We start from the raw sequence: 17,227 nt of genomic DNA on the forward strand, positions 1-17,227 counted from the left end.
TTGAAATCATTTATAGAGCATATTGGTCTCTCAGTTGGTTAGGTTTTGGTGATTTAATCATACTAGAGAACGATATGTTTTTTAATAGCAAAAATGAAAATGGGGCTGAAGAATCAATTTTGATTCTTCAGTCCCATAAATTATAGAGCCGTCAATTTTTTGGCCCAGTCTCTTTTGGTTTATTTGCTTATAAATTAATATTTAATAACATTTACAAGTTTTAATGGAGTTCTTTCATCCCAATCAAGGATTGCTTGGTTTTTAATAGTTAAATAATTTCCACCGATATATTCAATGCTAGGTAAATAATATATGTATTCATTCATTTCACTTTTGGCTTTCATTGAAACTAAAAAGCCTCTTGGATCATTGTTTCTGCTCCAGCTCTCTACAGCTGGACGAGCAAGTTCAAAGTAATCTGCATATCCACCAGTTTTCCATTTGCTTAATGCAACCTGAACAGTTCCATCAGAGAGATTGACCATATTTACAATTTTAGTTCCTTTTGTATCAGAGTAGACTACTTTTTTCAGTGGTGTGATTTCAGTTGAGCTGTTTCGTTGATAAAGGCTACCATCTTTATAAGAGTAAGAAGCACTTGTTGGCGTATAATAGGTTCTAAGCATTCCGTTATGGACAATCGCCAAGATAAATCCACTACGAGAAAGTCTACTCCAAGAGTCTGATTGACCAGGTGTGATATTGAAGTAGTCGGTGTTACCCTTTCCTGTAGAATTTGCACTAACTGAAACCTGAATACTTGAAAAGTCCGTACAATCGTTTGTTACAGTGATGTCAGCATGTGCTGCTTTGGTCGGGATTAAAAAGATGGCTAAAGCGACCATTCCTATTAATAAACTGACCAGTGATGATTTTTTTTTCATGATATTCCTCCTGTTAATATAATATAGTCGTAAACGTTTTCGCTTACAATTTAAGTCTAAAGGATGCAGACTATTTTTCAATGATTCTAATTTACTATTTTATTCATTTTTTTTATTTTAGAGTCAAGTATAGTGGAATTTTCTTTGGGATATCGATCAGTTCTTGAATATCGGAGGAGCTGGCTGAAATTTAGCAAGAGGTTGGAAAAAGTACAGTAAGATGAGTGAATAAGCGGATAGCCTTTATAAACGTTTTTTATACTTTATACGACGGTATTTCTATTGTGTGAAGATTAACTTCAAAAACACTGGTTATTTATTTTTGTACTTAATGAAAAAGCCTAGGGCATCTTTTCTCCCTAGGCTCATCATTAGTTATTATTTGATCGCTTTAATGGTTCTTCATGCTTAGTAGTCAATCACATTAACTACTTTTAATTTCTGTGTTTCATCCCAATCATAGATAGCATCTTTTCTGATTGTCAGAAAATTTTTGTAGCCTAGGTATTGTATGCTAGGTAAATAATATATGTATTCTTTTGAGAATCCGCTATTATATAGGACTGAAACTAAAAAGCCTCTTGGATCATCATTTCTGCTCCAAGTTTCACTATCAAGGTGGTTTAGCGTAAAGTAGTCTGTCGATCCGCCACTTTTCCATTTACTTAACGATACTGTTGTAAGACTTGTGGAAAGATTAATCATGTTAACGTTCATGCTTCGCGTAACAAGCGAATTTGTTTCAACTTTTAACGGAGTGATTTCTGTTGTGCTACCTTGGGAATAAAGTTTTCCATCTTTAAAAGAGTAGGCGGCGTTAGTTGGAGTATAGTAGGTCCTAAGTTGTTCTAAATAAACAATGGCTAAAATATGGCCTTTAGGATCATTTCTGCGCCAAGATTCTGTTTGTCCAACTGTTACTTTGTAGTAGTCTGACGAGACATCTTTTCCATTATCTGCGTTAATGGAAGCTGTAAATGAATGTGACGGATCTGTACAATCGTTTGTTACAGTGACATCAGCATGTGTTTTGGTTAGTGGTAAGAAAAACACTAAAGCAATGAAACCAAACAATAGGCTGACTAATGGTAATTTTTTTTTCATGGTATTCCTCCCTTTAATATAATTTATGTAAACGATCTTCGCTTACAATTTAAGTTTAAAGGAACAAGTTTAGGTTTCAATGTGTTCAATCAATCAATTTATTTCATTTTTTTAGTATAAAACCAAATGTAGTGAAATTATGGGTGGGGTGCTAATAGCTACGGTTATTCTAGCTTCTTTCAATAGAATAAGGTTCGTCAAACTGCCGTTTAAAACAAAGCGTTCATTTAGCATTCGTTAGTAAAAAATCCTTTTAGGAAGCGATTCATGACATCGAATATGATGAATTTTCTTCCATTTTAGGCGATCCATGGATAATGGCATTTATTAATTGTCAGGTAAAAAGAAGATCAGAACTGATGGCCAAAACATACCAAACTGATAATTGATGACGTAACTTTTCAATCATTTCACTCTTTTTTGATGCTTTCCTACAAAAATTCCTGTATGCTTGCTTTTAGTTAGAGAATAAAATAATGACCGAGCTATATTGAATGCTCATATCCAGGAGGAGAAATAAAAATGAAAAAAATTTATTTTTTATGTACGGGAAATTCTTGTCGTAGCCAAATGGCGGAAGGATATGCACGTCGATTATTATCTGCCTTGGATGTGGAAATTAAAAGCGCAGGCATTGAAACTCATGGACTGAATCCACGAGCGGTTCAGGTTATGGCTGAGGATGGAATTGATATTTCAAACCAAACGTCTGATTTGATCGATCAGGATTATTTTACACAAGCAGACTTGATTATTACGCTTTGTGGAGATGCAAAAGATAAATGTCCGACGATTCCTGTAGGTGTTCAGCACATTCATTGGGATTTAACAGATCCCGCACAAGCAGTTGGAACCGAAGCAGAAATAGCATCAGCTTTTAGAAAAACAAGAGATAGAATTAAAGCAATGGTAATTGAACTCAAGAACCAGTGAGAGTCAGTATTTTTTGGGAATTGAGTGATCATTTGAGCTTCATTTGTCTGTATAGTGCTAAATTTTAACAATCAAGAATTGAAGTCAGCAAGCCTTAAAACGGTCTTGCTGGCTTTTTTGCTTGTGCTATTTTTTGGTCGCCTTCTCAATTATTTGGCGAGTTATGAATCAAGCAATTATTTCTGGTTATGAGAATGATTGGCGTTTAAAAATCAAAATTTATTTACAATAACAATGTTATGGGGAGTAAGATAAGAAAGAAGAGAGTGTATTTCGCGCAATTAACTAATGGACTGAAAGCTCTTCTTGTCAGTTAAATTCTAGCGCCAATAACAAATGAATAGGAGTTTATTGTGTGTGATTTTGGTTAGTAAAGAATAACAAGATCAGCGAAAAGAAAGCAGAAGAAGGAGGAGATTGCAGGGACAGGACTGCAATGAAAGAGAAATGATTACAGTGAAAGCTTTACCTGCTTATGATGGCGATTGTTTGATTGTTCAGTATGGAGAAGAAGATCAACGGACGAATCTGTTTGTCGATGGAGGTCAAGGACAACAAGTTGTTAGGCAGTTGAAAGAGGAAATTGCAACAATTAGCCAGAAAGGCGAGTGCATTGACTTACTGATTTTGACACATATTGATGCCGATCATATTCGGGGATTTTTGAGTTTGTTTTCTCAGTCGAGTTTTGACAAGTCATGTATTAAACGAGTGTTTTTTAATTCTAGAAAGCTGTTATCGCAAAAGTTTGATACAAAGGTTGTTTATGATGATCAACTGGAGATCGTTCAAGAAAAGGCAGAGATTAGTTTTAAACAAGGGGAGTCTTTCGATCGGTATTTGGAGGATTTGAAGATTGAAAAGATGACAGTTATTGACAATTCTTGTCAGCCCAAATTACTCAATGGGGCAAAAATGACGATTTTGACACCTGATGAAGCAAGTCTAAGGAAATTATATACAGATTGGGAAAAGGCAATTCAAAAAGAAACCAGGGATCAACTGATCAGCGGTCGAAATGTCAATAATCAGGGGAGCGTAGAAGAACTGATCAAAAAAGCTTTCCAAGAAGATCGCGCTGTCGCAAATGGGAGCAGTATTAGCTTTATATTGGAGTATGAAGGCAAACGACTGTTGATGCTAGCAGATGCTCATCCAAGTACTGTCACTGCGAAGTTAAAAGAACTATATGGGGAAAAAGAGCTGCATTTTGACTTGGTAAAAGTGGCTCATCATGGGAGTAAAGCGAATACTAGTGACGATTTATTAAAACAGATTGAATGTGAAAATTATTTGATTAGTTCAAATAAGGGGAATCGTCATGGTTTTCCGCACAAAGAAGCCTTATCAAGGATTGTTTACCACAACTACACAAAAAAACGACCAACGAATTTTTATTTTAATTATTCTGATGCGAGTGAGGGGTTATTTACAAATGAAGAAATAAAAAAATACGGGATTCAATTGATCAAGAAAAAAATGAATGAGAGGGTACTAACGATTGACATATGAATGATTTTGAAGAGTTATCAGTGAATATTAGAGGAACCAATACTTATGGTTCAGGTTTATTGTATCAGCAGGATTGTGAAACGGGTTATGTGATCACCGCAAAACATTGTGTGGTTGGGGAAACAATTAATGACTTCAAACTATTTGATTATACCCAATCTGAACTAGAAATCTTAGAACCACCAAGATGCTCAGATAGTCTAGATTTAGCGATTATCAAAGTGAAGGTAAAAAAAGGTTATCCTGAACTGCTTATAATGGAACCAGAAAATAAGCAAGAAATCGTATTTTATGGTTATCCAGAGTGTATGAAAGAAGACGGTGGAACTCCTTATCGAGGAAAGGCAACTCAAATCAGTAAGCCAGATATTTTTAAATTGGTACTGGACAATGAAATAGGATCGTCTAACAACACGGAGTATGAGAACATGCGAGGTTGCTCAGGATCAGGAGTGTACGTCGAAAGAGAAGGTAAGTGTTATTTGACTGGGATTATTACGAAACTTCAGTCAGCGGGGCAACAAGGAATTGTTGAAGGGATTCATATCGCACATATTGTTGCTTTCTTTTTAGAAGAGTTTGATATCATGCTGGTACCTCGTTGCTTGAATGATTTTAGTGAATATTTGACATCTATCATAAATGAATTACGAGAAGTAGGTGGACAAGAAAATAAGCTGATTTTTCTGATTGAAAAATGTTATCGTGAATGTTTTTCCGACATAACACCTAAATTGATCCATAATCGGTTAAGTGATTACCTGTTTCTTCCTTCTCAGAAAAATGAGGATTATACCAATAAATTCTTGTGGATCGCTTGGCTGGAGATCTTGCTTTACAAGTTATTACAAACAAATATTGCTTTTGAGATTGATGATTGTTTCAAATTACTCACTCAGGAAAAGGAAAGAGCTGGTATCCATGTATTATTTACAAATCATCTAACACTTGACCGTTTCATTGGGAGTTTATTTAGAAGTACACTTTATGACAAGCTAGATAAACAAGATGTTTTGTTTGTAACTAATCAAAGGAGAAAATTTCGGGGTGGGAGTATTGCCAAGCGAGAACAAATTGAGGGAATCGTCGTGAACATCGATCATCCAGAAGTTTCTGATCGGTTAACGATTGATAATCCCAATGAAAAAAAATTATTTCCTATTGTTCATATCGATTATATCGAAAATGAAATTGATCAGATTTTACACGACACAAAAGGGTTAACAGCCGTTGAGTTTTCTCAGAGGTTTCCAGAGGAGTTAACTCGTTTGTTTGAAGAAATTGCAAACTAATGGAGGTAGATAACAATGGTAGAGATATTAAAAGAAATCACTACGTATGAAATAATAGAAAAAACGACGGGATTGACCTGTTACACGTACCAACAAGCAAACGAAAAGTATCGACTCCATTTTTTTTGTTATGTATTTGATAATCAAGATGAGTTATTAGCCAACTATGAAGAAATCAACGACCAGATTGCCTACAGTTTTCAAAGTCAATTAAAAAGGAAGATTGAACGATGGAATACTTATTTTTTTCTTTTTGTCAAAGCCAAAGTAGCGAAGCCAATCAAAGCCAGTATTGAACAAGACAAGTATGCAACCAGAAAGGTGATCGTGGATAATTTTCGAGAATCTGGTACTAATGATGCGCAAAAAGAAGCACAAAAAGAAGCACAAAAAGAAGCACAAAAAAATAAAATTCAAGAAAGATTATTATTGAATCTGGAACAGACAAAACCATTAAAGAAACTGGCTAAGAATGAGCGGCAAAATGATGAGAAAATCATCCATTTGTTAGCAGAATTAAAAACGATGGCTAAAAAAGAGAAAAAAGCACGAATACAAGAGTATATAAAACATGAGCTGTCAAATCTTAACGTAAAGGAAGGAACCGATGAGTCTTAAATTGAAAGGGATAAAAATTGATTCGTTTCGAGCATTTGAAAGGCAAAAATATTTTGATTGTGTGAATCCTGTTTTTAATGAAATATCAAATTTGATTGTTTTGTATGCGCCAAATGGAACCGGAAAAACCTCTTTTTTTGATGCCATCGAATGGAGCTTGACTGGCGAAATCAGTCGACTGAATGAAAATAAAAATGTCCGTGATATCGCCTCCCAAGAGCGAAAGTATATTTTAAAGAACAAATATTCCTCAGCCGAAGTGGGCAGTGTGGAACTAGCATTTGATGATGGCAGTTTTTATGCATTAACGACGAAAAGGTTAAATGGAAAGCAAACAACGGATTACGTTGAAGGGAATAAGATCAAAAAAACGGTTGATTTAACAGCGAAAGAATTAAAGATTTTACGACAAAAAAATTTATTGACACACAATCAAATCGATGCTTTTTTGCGATCACAGAGTGCCGAAGGAAGATATGATGCTTTAAGTAATTTTTGGGACAAAGAAAATGTATCTGAGGATTATAAAAATCTAGTCTTATTCGTCAACGAAATGAATAAAGTATTAGGACAACAAGAAACTAAAATGAATCAGCTAACAAAAGAGATTGAAAAACTCGAAAGTAATGCAAAAATATGGCAAACAATCAACCAGCTGAAAGAAAATTATGCCAAGTTAAACGGAAAGAATAGTAAAAAAGATCCATTGTTAAAGAATCAATTAGGTTTACAAGAATTGTATATCGAATCGAACAAATTAAAAAGCAATAATCAAATAAAATTGAACCAGTTTGAAGAGGAGCGACAACAGCTAGAAAATTTAATCACAATGACCCAAGAGTATCGACAAATACCGCAGCAGATCGAATGGTCTGAAAAGCAGATTGCTGATGTCAACGAAAAGTTAGCCCATTTGACAGAAATTGAGACAATCGAAGAAAAAAAGAAAGCACTGTTTGACGAAAAAATAGACTTGAGCAACCATCTCAAGCGTTGTAACTTTCTTATCAATCATGAAGCAGATTTTCAGGCACAAGAAATGGCTGAACAAAACAGTAATAGAGAAATCAATGAATGGATCAATCAACGAAAAAAATGTGAACAAGCATTGATTACTTTACAAAAGGAGCATCAAGAGCAAGAAGTAACATTAAGTGAGTGTCAAAATAAACGAGCGTTGCGGACGAATCAATTAACAGAAATCAAAGAATTAAACAGTTATTCCGATGTTAAAGCGAAAAGACAATTACTTGATCATGAAATCAAACAACAGAAAAAGAAAAAAATAGATTTGGAAGCCAAGTTAGGTAAGATAAAGCTAACGTTGACAAAATTGTTTTCATTACTAAACTTAGACGATCATCAGTTAAGCCAAAAAGACTATTCAAAAGATCCTGATTATTCATTTTTGTTGGAACAGATAAGCCAACTTGATGACATTTGGCAAGAAAGAAAAAAATTGGAAGTTGGTTTAGCACAAAAGAAGAAGGAACGTTCCTCTTTAGAAGATCTGGGCAGTCAGTTAGAACAGTTGAAAAAATTAGGTTATTCTATCGTAACGGATACGTCTTCGTCTGTCTGTCCATTATGTCTCCATGATCATCAAGAATTTCAACATATCATCCAAAAAATTGAAGCTAGTACGGCAGATCTTTTACCGATTGAGCAACTGACGAAGGAAATCAGCCACTTAGAAGGAATGATCGATGAATCAACTAGGCGGTTAACTGATGTAGTTTCTGGAGTAAAACAACAGATTCAGATACAAATAACGATTAAGGAAACTGAAATCAACCAACTTGACCAAGATCTGTTACAAGTAACCTTAAAATTAAAACAACAAGAAGAAGCGTATTTAACCAAAGAGAAACACTGGTACAAGTTAAATGAATACAGCCAAAAATATGGGATTGACTGTGAAAAAATTGCTGAAGAAACCCAGAAAAGAGTAAAGTCACTACAGGAGGAATTGGTAAAATTAACGAATGAGTACCAAAATATCAAAGAAAAAATCAATCAAAATGAACAGCTGAATGTCAAGAATACTCATACGCTCAAAACGATCGAATTACATTATCAACAAGCGAAAAAAAGCTTAAATGATCTAAAAGGAAACGAACAGTATCAATATTATCAGCAAGAACAGGCGTTTTATGAAGCGCTTGGTATTTCTGTTATCTCTGATTTTAAAAGGCAATGTAAACGCGAGTTAGAAAAAATCAATGAACAAGAAACCAAGCTTATTGCTGAAAAAGAACAACGACTAGAACAAGTAAATGGGAAAAGTAAAACAGAATTAGTAGAAGAACAACGAATCCAAGCAGAGCAGATTCGGCAGCTCGTTGTACGGAGGAAATATATCGAAAAGATATCTTATCAACTGTTTGACCAAGTAATCATTGCACCAGAAGAATTGGAAAAAAATAAGCAAAAGTTGACTACAGCTATTTACAAATTAAATGAAAAAAATCAACTGTTGGGTCAACTATCTGGGCTTACCAGTGATTTTATCTCTGAAACAGGTATCGAAACGAAAAGAAGCGAACAAGCAAAAGTAAAAAAAATCTATGACCACTTAAGTAGAAAAGTACAAGAACTAAAAGAATTAAAAGACAGTAAATTAACCGAGATCAAAAAGCAAATCAAAAGTACATTTAACTTAGATACCGTCAATCAGATTTTTCAAATGATCGAACCTCACCCTGATTTTCGTAAGATTAGTTTTAAAATCAATGAAGCAAATCCCGATAAATTAGGACTGGATATTATGTGCAAACGAACAGAGGACGAAGAGGATGCCCCGATTTTATATCTAAGTTCTGCCCAAGTAAATATATTGTCTTTAAGTATTTTTCTAGGAACCGCTCTAGAGAATACAGACAAAGTGAATACGATTTTCATGGATGATCCAATCCAACACTTAGATAGTCTTAATGAATTATCCTTTATTGATCTATTAAGAATCCTTGCATTTAAGCTAGGAACACAGATCATCTTTTCCACCCATAACCGCCAGTTTTTTGACTTATGTCAGAGAAAATTAGATGCCAATTACCATAATGCCAGTTTTATCGAAATGAATTATACAGAGAATCAGTTGTAACAAATTTAGTTAGTCAGAAAAAGTGAATAAGGGAGCTCTTTGATGAGAGCTGAGGTTAGCTGAAAGATTCAGAGTGTAAAACAAAAATTGCCGACAGAAGTTAAAAAAGATACGGATAGAGAATCAATCCCAACGAATAAGGGATTGATTCTTTTTTTCTAGATTAAATACAGATAGGAAGAATATATAGATTGGATGGAGAGTTGTACTACCTATACGAAAGCAGAAACTTTTTTAGATTCTACACTTTTTGATATTGGCGAAATTCGCCAATATTTTTTTATAATTTAAACGGTATAGAAAAGACATCATTCACTATTTGGGGGCTATTTAACCAGAGAAACCGAAACCTATACGACAACTTTGCGAACATTTAGAAAGTTTCTGACACAGATCCGAAATGCCCTCTGCTACAATTACTCAAATGGACCACTAGGATGTTTAAACAAGCCTATCAAAGTATTTAAACGAAATTTTTATCATTTCAAACGGCGAATTTTGATTCGTCACGGTAAAACTTTTTTAAGCAAATAAACATACTAAGATTAGTAGGTTTTTATTTCCTATTTTTTTCAACTGGTATCAGATTTCAGCACTTATGACTGTTATTTTCGCTAGGAACAATTTCTTAAAAATGGATAGTTTTATTATTTCAATAAAATAATCATTGCTAAATCAACGATTTAAGACGGTTGTAGAATTTTTTCCAGATTGTTTGTTGACAAAAATAAAAAAACCATCTTACCATTAGTTTGTGGTTATAACCAGTTTAAAAGAAGGAGAAACCTATGGGAAATTCTTTTAAAAACAAAGCTTTGTATCATCAGTTGGTAGATTTACTTAAAAATCAGATGGAAAGTAACATGATACCCCATGATAAATTACCCTCTGAACGAGAATTAACTGCTCAATACGGAGTTAGTCGGACAACGGTTCGATTAGCTTTGAAAGAGTTGGAAAATACAGGTTATATTTATCGGAGACATGGAAAAGGAACATTTGTATCCGATATCAAAAAGAACGTAGCAGATTTAGCAGGAACCTATAGCTTTACTGAACAAATGAAAAGTTTAGGTAGAACTGCTGAGACGCGGATCTTAGCTTTTGAAAAAATTGAAGCGGACAAATTTATTGCAAAACAATTGAATCTTTCATTAGGAGAAGTAGTCTTCAAATTAAGTCGATTGCGGATAGCTGATCGGGAACCGCTTATGATCGAAGATACCTATTTGCCAGTCAAATTTTTCTTATCATTAAATGATCAGCTTTTAAGAAGCAAACCTCTATATGATCTTTTTTCCGAGGATTTTAATCAGACCGTTCGATTGGCAGATGAAGAGCTATATGCAAGTGTTGCCTCAAAGGAAGATGCGAAACAGCTGATAATCTCAGAAGGAGCACCTGTCCTTCATTTAGCACGTCAAACCTATAATATGAAAAATGAAATTATCGAATTTACTTTAAGTGTCGCCCGTGCGGATCAATTTCATTATCAGATCCGCCATATGCGAAATAGTTAGGAGAATCGAAACATGTTTACAGTAGGAAAAGAAAAACTGGATCAGCTGGGTGCTGAGATCACGACTCGCGAAATACGCCAACAGCCGGAACTTTGGGAAGAAACCCTTGATCACTATCAAACAGTTCAAAAGGAATTAGATAATTTTCTTGCAATAGTTAAAGAAAAGGCAAATGGTCAGCGAACACGTGTAATCTTCACTGGTGCAGGAACATCTCAATATGTAGGAGACACATTAGTTCCTTATTTGCGCAAGAACGGTGATCGCCAAGCATTTAGCTTTGAAAGTATTGGAACGACTGATATTGTCGCAGAACCTGAAGAGTATTTAATTAAAGAAGAACCAACTTTACTTGTATCATTTGCGAGGAGTGGAAACAGTCCTGAAAGCTTGGCAGCAGTTGAAATTGCAAATCAGGTGGTTGATACGATCTATCATTTATCAATTACGTGTGCTGTAGAAGGAAAACTAGCTCAAATTAGTCAATCCGATTCCAATAGTTTTTTATTCTTGATGCCAGCACGTTCGAATGATAGTGGCTTTGCTATGACTGGTAGCTTTTCCTGCATGACTTTAGGAGCTTTGTTGACATTCGATCAAACAGTATTAGTAAAAAAACAACAATACCTGAAGGTTTTAAATAATTTAGGAAATGAAGTAATTACCCGAGTAAATGAAATTGAAAAAATCGTTCAGCTTGATTTTGAACGCATTGTTTATGTTGGTTCAGGAAGTCTAGCTGGATTAACAAGGGAAGCGCAATTGAAGATTCTGGAATTGACAGCCGGAAAAATTGCTACCATCTTTGATTCATCAATGGGCTTTCGCCATGGGCCAAAGTCGTTTATTAATCAAAAAACAATCATGTTCGGTTTTGTTAATAATAATCCTTACACGCGTGATTACGACTTGGATGTCTTAGAAGAAGTGCGTGGAGATGAAATCGCTTCCGGAGTGTTCGCCATTACTCAACCAGGGCAACGGAATTTCACTGGCGATAAATTCGAGTTTACAACTGAGGCCGTATTACTGCCAGATGGCTATTTAGCACTAAGCTATATCATGGTTGCCCAAATAGTCGCTTTGTTATCATCGATTAAAGTGAATAATAAACCAGATACACCATCACCAACAGGAACAGTTAACCGAGTTGTAAAAGGTGTAACGATTCACAAATATAAGTAAAAATAAACTGGGAGGAAGAACCATGATTACATTAACCAGAGGAAAAAAAGCAGCAATGGATCGTTTATCGACAAAAGATGGTATTATCAGTGCCTTAGCGATTGATCAACGCGGAGCATTAAAAAAAATGATCAAAGCCTTAAATGTAGAATTAAATGATGAACAGATTGAGCGTTTCAAGGAGTTAGTTTCTAGTGAATTAACCCCTTATGCATCTTCTATTTTATTGGACCCAGAATATGGTCTTCCTGCTGCAAGTGCACGACATGAAGATGCTGGTTTGTTGTTGGCCTATGAAAAAACCGGCTATGATGTAACAACACCGGGACGCTTGCCTGATTTATTAGCAGATTGGTCAGTTTTACGATTAAAAGAGCAAGGAGCCGATTCGATTAAGTTTCTACTTTATTATGACGTAGATGAAGATCCGGAAATCAATCATCAGAAGCATGTCTTCGTAGAACGTTTAGGTAGCGAGTGTGCCGAAGAAGATTTGCCATTCTATTTAGAATTGCTATCATATGATACCCAAATTTCAGATGTTCATTCACTTGAATATGCCAAAGTAAAACCGCATAAAGTCAATAGCATGATGAAGGAATTTTCGAAACCACAGTACAAAGTAGATGTTTTAAAGGTAGAAGTTCCTGTCAATATGAATTTTGTAGAGGGTTTCAGTACAGATGAAGTAGCGTATACCAAAGAGGAGGCGGCAAAGTACTTCTTGGAACAAAGTCAAGCGACAGATTTGCCTTTTATTTTCTTGAGTGCCGGTGTTTCTACGAAGCTATTCCAACAAACATTGTTTTTTGCTAAAGATTCAGGTTCGGCCTTTAATGGTGTGCTTTGTGGTAGAGCTACTTGGAAAAATGGTGTGAAGCCGTTTATCAAATCTGGTGAGGAATCTGCTCGTGCCTGGCTGAAAAGTGAAGGTCGTGAAAATATCGAAAGCTTGAACAACGTTTTGGCACAAACAGCCAGTTCTTGGTATGACAAAGTCCAAGTTGAAAAAGAAGCAGCTGTGAACTAGGAGGAGAGCTCGTGATAGTAACTGTAACGATGAACCCGTCAATTGATATTTCCTATCCGCTTGCTTCCTTGAATGTGGATACTGTCAATCGAACAGATCAAGTTAGTAAAACAGCAGGTGGAAAAGGACTTAATGTAACCCGAGTAATCCATGATCTAAAGGGGGATGTACTCGCTACAGGAGTTCTCGGTGGGTTTCATGGGGCGTTTATTGCAGATGAATTAAAGCATGCCGGTATTAAGCAGAAATTTACAGAGATCAAAGAAGAAAGCCGAGATTCAATCGCTATTTTGCATGAAGGAAATCAAACTGAGATTTTGGAAGCGGGACCAACAGTTTCCTATGAAGAACAGCAGAATTTCCTAGAAAACTTCAAGGAGCTAATAAAAAAAGCAAAGATTGTCACAATCTCAGGTAGTCTTGCAAAAGGATTCCCATCAAATTTTTACCAAACGTTGGTCCAATTGACAGAAGAGCAGTCTGCAAAGGTTCTTGTCGACACCTCTGGAGAAAGCTTGCATCAGGTTTTAGCTGGCAAACAGAAGCCATTTTTAATCAAACCAAATCTTGAGGAATTATCGACACTACTGGGACATTCATTTTCGATTGATCGATTAGAAGAAGTCCAGGAAGAATTGATTCAACCTATCTTCACAGGTATTGAATGGATCATTGTTTCTCTAGGAAAAGCTGGAGCTCTCGCAAAACATAAAGATTGTTTTTATCGAGTTACGCTCCCTACGATAAAAGCAGTCAACCCAGTTGGTTCAGGAGATGCTACAGTCGCTGGATTTGCCTACGGCCTATCACAAGAAATGGATGAAATAGAACTTTTGAAGTTTTGTATGGCTACTGGTATGGCTAATGCACAAGAAGGACAAACAGGTCATGTTTCACTGATGAATATTCAATCGCATATTGAAAAAATAACTGTAAAAAAGATTGAGTGAGAAAATCGATCTAGATAAAATCAATGATTTTTTGAGACCAACTCAATTTGGTAGAAGTTCCATTTTTGTAGGATTCAACGTACTCCAGTAGTTGTTGTGAATCTCTAAGTTTCGTCACTCGGACTTGCAGAACGGTCGTTTCATCGGTAAGAGTCTTTAATAATTTCGCAACATTTAAAGGAGTTGGAAATATAATTTTATTTGTTTCCGTAAAATCTTCCTCATTCATGTGGATATTGTAGTCTTGTTTAAAGCGCTGACAGCTGGAATTGTAATAACACAATTCTTGACAATTAGGATCCACATATTGTTCGGGCAAATAAGTTTGCTGATAGATATATGCAGTTTTTTAGTTTTTCGTAAATGTCTGATGCAATCATAAAATGCTAAGGCTGGCAGTTCAAGCTTCTTTAAATAGTGTGGATCATTCCCTCGAGCGATTGATAAAACTTGGACTTGATCATTACTGATAGTGAATAATTCAATGTCAGAAAACTAGACCAGTTTTTCTTTACGTGAAACAAATGAGTCACGACCTTGATGACGAATTATGAATCCATCCTTTATTCATTCAGGGAGCGAATGACTGTAATAGAGCTTACGTTAAAAATTTATATTAATTCTGCTTCTGTATAAAGTTTATTGCCATTTTGGGATGTCTAAATTAACCCTTCAAACAACATCAAAGAATTAAACTTTTCGTTAGAGTCTTTGGTTTTGTATGTATAATTTGATTTTAACACGTTCTGTTATGTTGGATAGGGTTGACTTTCTATTTCAAATTATTTGATATATCAATATATTGAAAACGCTTTTATTTAAGGAGGGAGCTTTTGAACACATTTGAGATTAAAGAAGATTTTTTTCTAAACGGTAAGCCCTTTAAGATACTCTCAGGAGCTATCCACTATTTTAGAGTGGATTCAGCCGATTGGTATCACTCGTTATATAATCTGAAAGCATTGGGATTTAATACAGTTGAAACTTATGTACCATGGAATCTACATGAACCTAAAAAAGGAGATTTCCATTTTGAGGGAATTTTGGACTTAGAACATTTTTTGTCCATTGCTGAGGAATTAGGACTATACGCGATTGTTAGACCATCTCCATATATTTGTGCAGAATGGGAGTTTGGTGGTTTTCCTGCTTGGTTACTTAATGAGGGAACTCGGATCCGAACAAATGAAACCGTTTATTTGAACCATGTGGCAGATTATTACGATGTTTTAATAAAAAAAATCGTGCCGCATCAGCTGACAAATGGTGGAAATATTTTAATGATACAAATTGAGAATGAATACGGTTCTTATGGAGAAGAAAAAGACTATTTACGTTCGATACGTGATTTAATGTTGGACAGAGGAATAACAGTGCCATTTTTCACTTCGGATGGACCATGGCGAGCGACACTCAGAGCAGGCAGCATGATTGATGAAGATATTTTAGTTACTGGAAATTTTGGTTCAAAGGCTGAAGAAAATTTTTCTTCAATGGAAGCTTTCTTCAATGAGCATGGGAAAAAATGGCCTTTAATGTGTATGGAATTTTGGGATGGTTGGTTTAATCGTTGGAAGGAACCGATTGTACAACGTGATGCAAAAGAATTAGCTGAGGCAATCAAAGAGGTCGTGCTGAGAGGAAGTATTAACCTGTATATGTTCCATGGAGGAACAAATTTTGGATTTATGAATGGTTGCTCAGCTAGAGGAGTGATTGATTTGCCACAGATTACTTCTTATGATTACGGAGCACTCTTAGACGAGCAAGGAAATCCAACCGAAAAATATTATGCAATCCAGACAATGATTCATGAAACGTTCCCTGATATCCAACAAATGGAACCTTTGACAAAAGACACAATGGAAATGAAAGATATTCCATTAATTGATAAAGTCAGCTTATTTTCAACATTAGATACAATTAGTCAATCAGTAAAAATGAAATATCCAGAAACGATGGAAACGTTAGGACAAAATACAGGTTATATTCTGTATCGCACCTCAATAAAAAAAGATGCAGAACATGAAAGACTGAGAGTAATCGATGGAAGAGACCGTAGCCAACTATTTTTAAATCAAAAACTGCAAGCTACACAATATCAGACAGAAATTGGTGAAGATATCATTGTTCCAATGCCTCAGGAAGACAATCAATTAGATATTCTAATTGAAAATATGGGGCGTGTTAATTATGGTCATAAATTATTAGCCGATACACAAAAAAAGGGAATTCGTACAGGGGTCATGGCTGATCTACATTTTATCACTGATTGGAATCAGTATTGTTTACCACTAGGGTCATGTGAGAAGGTTGATTTTTCAAAGGAATGGCATCCTAACCAGCCAAGTTTTTATCGCTATGAAGTAACACTTGATGAAGTGGAGGATAGCTTCATTGATCTATCAAAATTTGGGAAAGGTGTTGTATTTGTTAATCAGACCAATATTGGACGTTTTTGGGAAGTTGGGCCAACACTTTCGTTATATATTCCGAAAAGCTTATTTAAAAAAGGAAACAATGAAATAGTGATTTTTGAAACAGAAGGAACTTTCCAACCAGAGATCCAATTAGTAAAAGCACCACTATATAAAGAAATGAAAGAAGGATAAACAATGAGTATTATCGGAGTAAGAATTGATGGACGTTTAATTCATGGACAAGTAGCCAACTTATGGACAACCAAGTTGAACATCACACGGATTATGGTTGTAGATGATGAAGTTGCAAAAAATGATATTGAAAAAAGTGGATTAAAGCTGGCAACTCCACCAGGAGTTAAATTAAGTGTATTGCCGATTGAAAAAGCTGCTAATAATATTTTAGCAGGAAAATATGATTCTCAACGATTATTGATTATTGCTCGGGAGCCGGATCGTTTATTGAAGTTGGTAGAATTAGGAGTCCCAATTGAAGAAATTAATGTTGGGAATATGTCACAGACGAATGAAACACGGTCCATTACTAAATCAATCAATGTGGTTGATCAAGATGTAGAAGTATTTAACAAATTACAGGCTAAAGGTGTTCGCTTAGTAGCGCAGATGGTTCCAAGTGATAAAGCAGAAAATTTTATGGCTTTATTAGCGAAATAGG

13 protein-coding genes and 1 pseudogene are annotated in these 17,227 nt (G+C 35.3%); 12 read left to right on the top strand and 2 right to left on the bottom strand.

Features of this window, described 5'->3' with window-relative positions; genetic code table 11:
- Positions 1-194: 194 nt before the first annotated feature.
- Together IGJ32_RS02650 and IGJ32_RS02655 are read right to left on the bottom strand one after the other, a co-directional pair.
- Positions 195-884, bottom strand: a complete 690-nt coding sequence (locus tag IGJ32_RS02650) for a hypothetical protein (RefSeq protein ID WP_228011830.1) — start codon at positions 882-884, stop codon at positions 195-197.
- 408 nt (positions 885-1,292) lie between these two features.
- Positions 1,293-1,988, bottom strand: coding sequence for a hypothetical protein (locus tag IGJ32_RS02655; RefSeq protein ID WP_113792829.1), 696 nt, complete (start codon positions 1,986-1,988; stop codon positions 1,293-1,295).
- 522 nt (positions 1,989-2,510) lie between these two features.
- Between IGJ32_RS02655 and arsC the strand changes: the two genes are divergently transcribed.
- The 12 genes and pseudogenes from arsC to IGJ32_RS02715 all read left to right on the top strand — a co-directional run bounded on the left by arsC (position 2,511) and on the right by IGJ32_RS02715 (position 17,226).
- Positions 2,511-2,921, top strand: a complete 411-nt coding sequence (gene arsC, locus IGJ32_RS02660; RefSeq protein WP_178306160.1) for an arsenate reductase (thioredoxin) — start codon at positions 2,511-2,513, stop codon at positions 2,919-2,921.
- 447 nt (positions 2,922-3,368) lie between these two features.
- Complete coding sequence (locus tag IGJ32_RS02665; RefSeq protein WP_430610746.1) at positions 3,369-4,433, top strand: ComEC/Rec2 family competence protein; 1,065 nt, start codon at positions 3,369-3,371, stop codon at positions 4,431-4,433.
- A 20-nt stretch (positions 4,434-4,453) separates the two neighbouring features.
- A complete protein-coding gene (locus IGJ32_RS02670) occupies positions 4,454-5,725 on the top strand; it encodes an ABC-three component system protein (protein WP_256733880.1) in 1,272 nt (423 codons plus the stop codon).
- 15 nt (positions 5,726-5,740) lie between these two features.
- Positions 5,741-6,343, top strand: a complete 603-nt coding sequence (locus IGJ32_RS02675; protein WP_342081614.1) for an ABC-three component system middle component 1 — start codon at positions 5,741-5,743, stop codon at positions 6,341-6,343.
- On the top strand, positions 6,333-9,446 hold the full coding sequence (locus tag IGJ32_RS02680; protein ID WP_342081613.1) for an AAA family ATPase: 3,114 nt from the start codon (positions 6,333-6,335) through the stop codon (positions 9,444-9,446). The genes IGJ32_RS02675 and IGJ32_RS02680 overlap by 11 nt, the downstream gene beginning before the upstream one ends.
- A gap of 300 nt (positions 9,447-9,746) precedes the next feature.
- Positions 9,747-9,980, top strand: a pseudogene (locus tag IGJ32_RS02685) (transposase); the annotation flags it as partial.
- 254 nt (positions 9,981-10,234) lie between these two features.
- Complete coding sequence (locus IGJ32_RS02690) at positions 10,235-10,966, top strand: GntR family transcriptional regulator (RefSeq protein ID WP_342081612.1); 732 nt, start codon at positions 10,235-10,237, stop codon at positions 10,964-10,966.
- A gap of 12 nt (positions 10,967-10,978) precedes the next feature.
- Complete coding sequence (gene agaS, locus IGJ32_RS02695; protein ID WP_342081611.1) at positions 10,979-12,151, top strand: tagatose-6-phosphate ketose isomerase; 1,173 nt, start codon at positions 10,979-10,981, stop codon at positions 12,149-12,151.
- A gap of 22 nt (positions 12,152-12,173) precedes the next feature.
- Positions 12,174-13,181 (top strand): tagatose-bisphosphate aldolase, encoded by a 1,008-nt coding sequence (gene lacD / locus IGJ32_RS02700; RefSeq protein ID WP_342081610.1) that lies wholly within the window; start codon positions 12,174-12,176, stop codon positions 13,179-13,181.
- Positions 13,182-13,192: 11 nt separating this feature from the next.
- Entirely contained in the window at positions 13,193-14,131 is a 939-nt protein-coding gene (locus IGJ32_RS02705; RefSeq protein ID WP_342081609.1) for a hexose kinase, read from the top strand.
- 833 nt (positions 14,132-14,964) lie between these two features.
- Positions 14,965-16,743, top strand: a complete 1,779-nt coding sequence (locus tag IGJ32_RS02710; RefSeq protein ID WP_342081608.1) for a glycoside hydrolase family 35 protein — start codon at positions 14,965-14,967, stop codon at positions 16,741-16,743.
- 3 nt (positions 16,744-16,746) lie between these two features.
- Positions 16,747-17,226: a PTS system mannose/fructose/N-acetylgalactosamine-transporter subunit IIB gene (locus IGJ32_RS02715; RefSeq protein ID WP_010719958.1), complete on the top strand. Its 480-nt coding sequence runs from the start codon at positions 16,747-16,749 to the stop codon at positions 17,224-17,226.
- The last annotated feature ends 1 nt before the right edge of the window (position 17,227 follow it).

The organism is Enterococcus sp. DIV1639a, from assembly GCF_050530445.1.
GTDB lineage: Bacteria > Bacillota > Bacilli > Lactobacillales > Enterococcaceae > Enterococcus_B > Enterococcus_B hirae.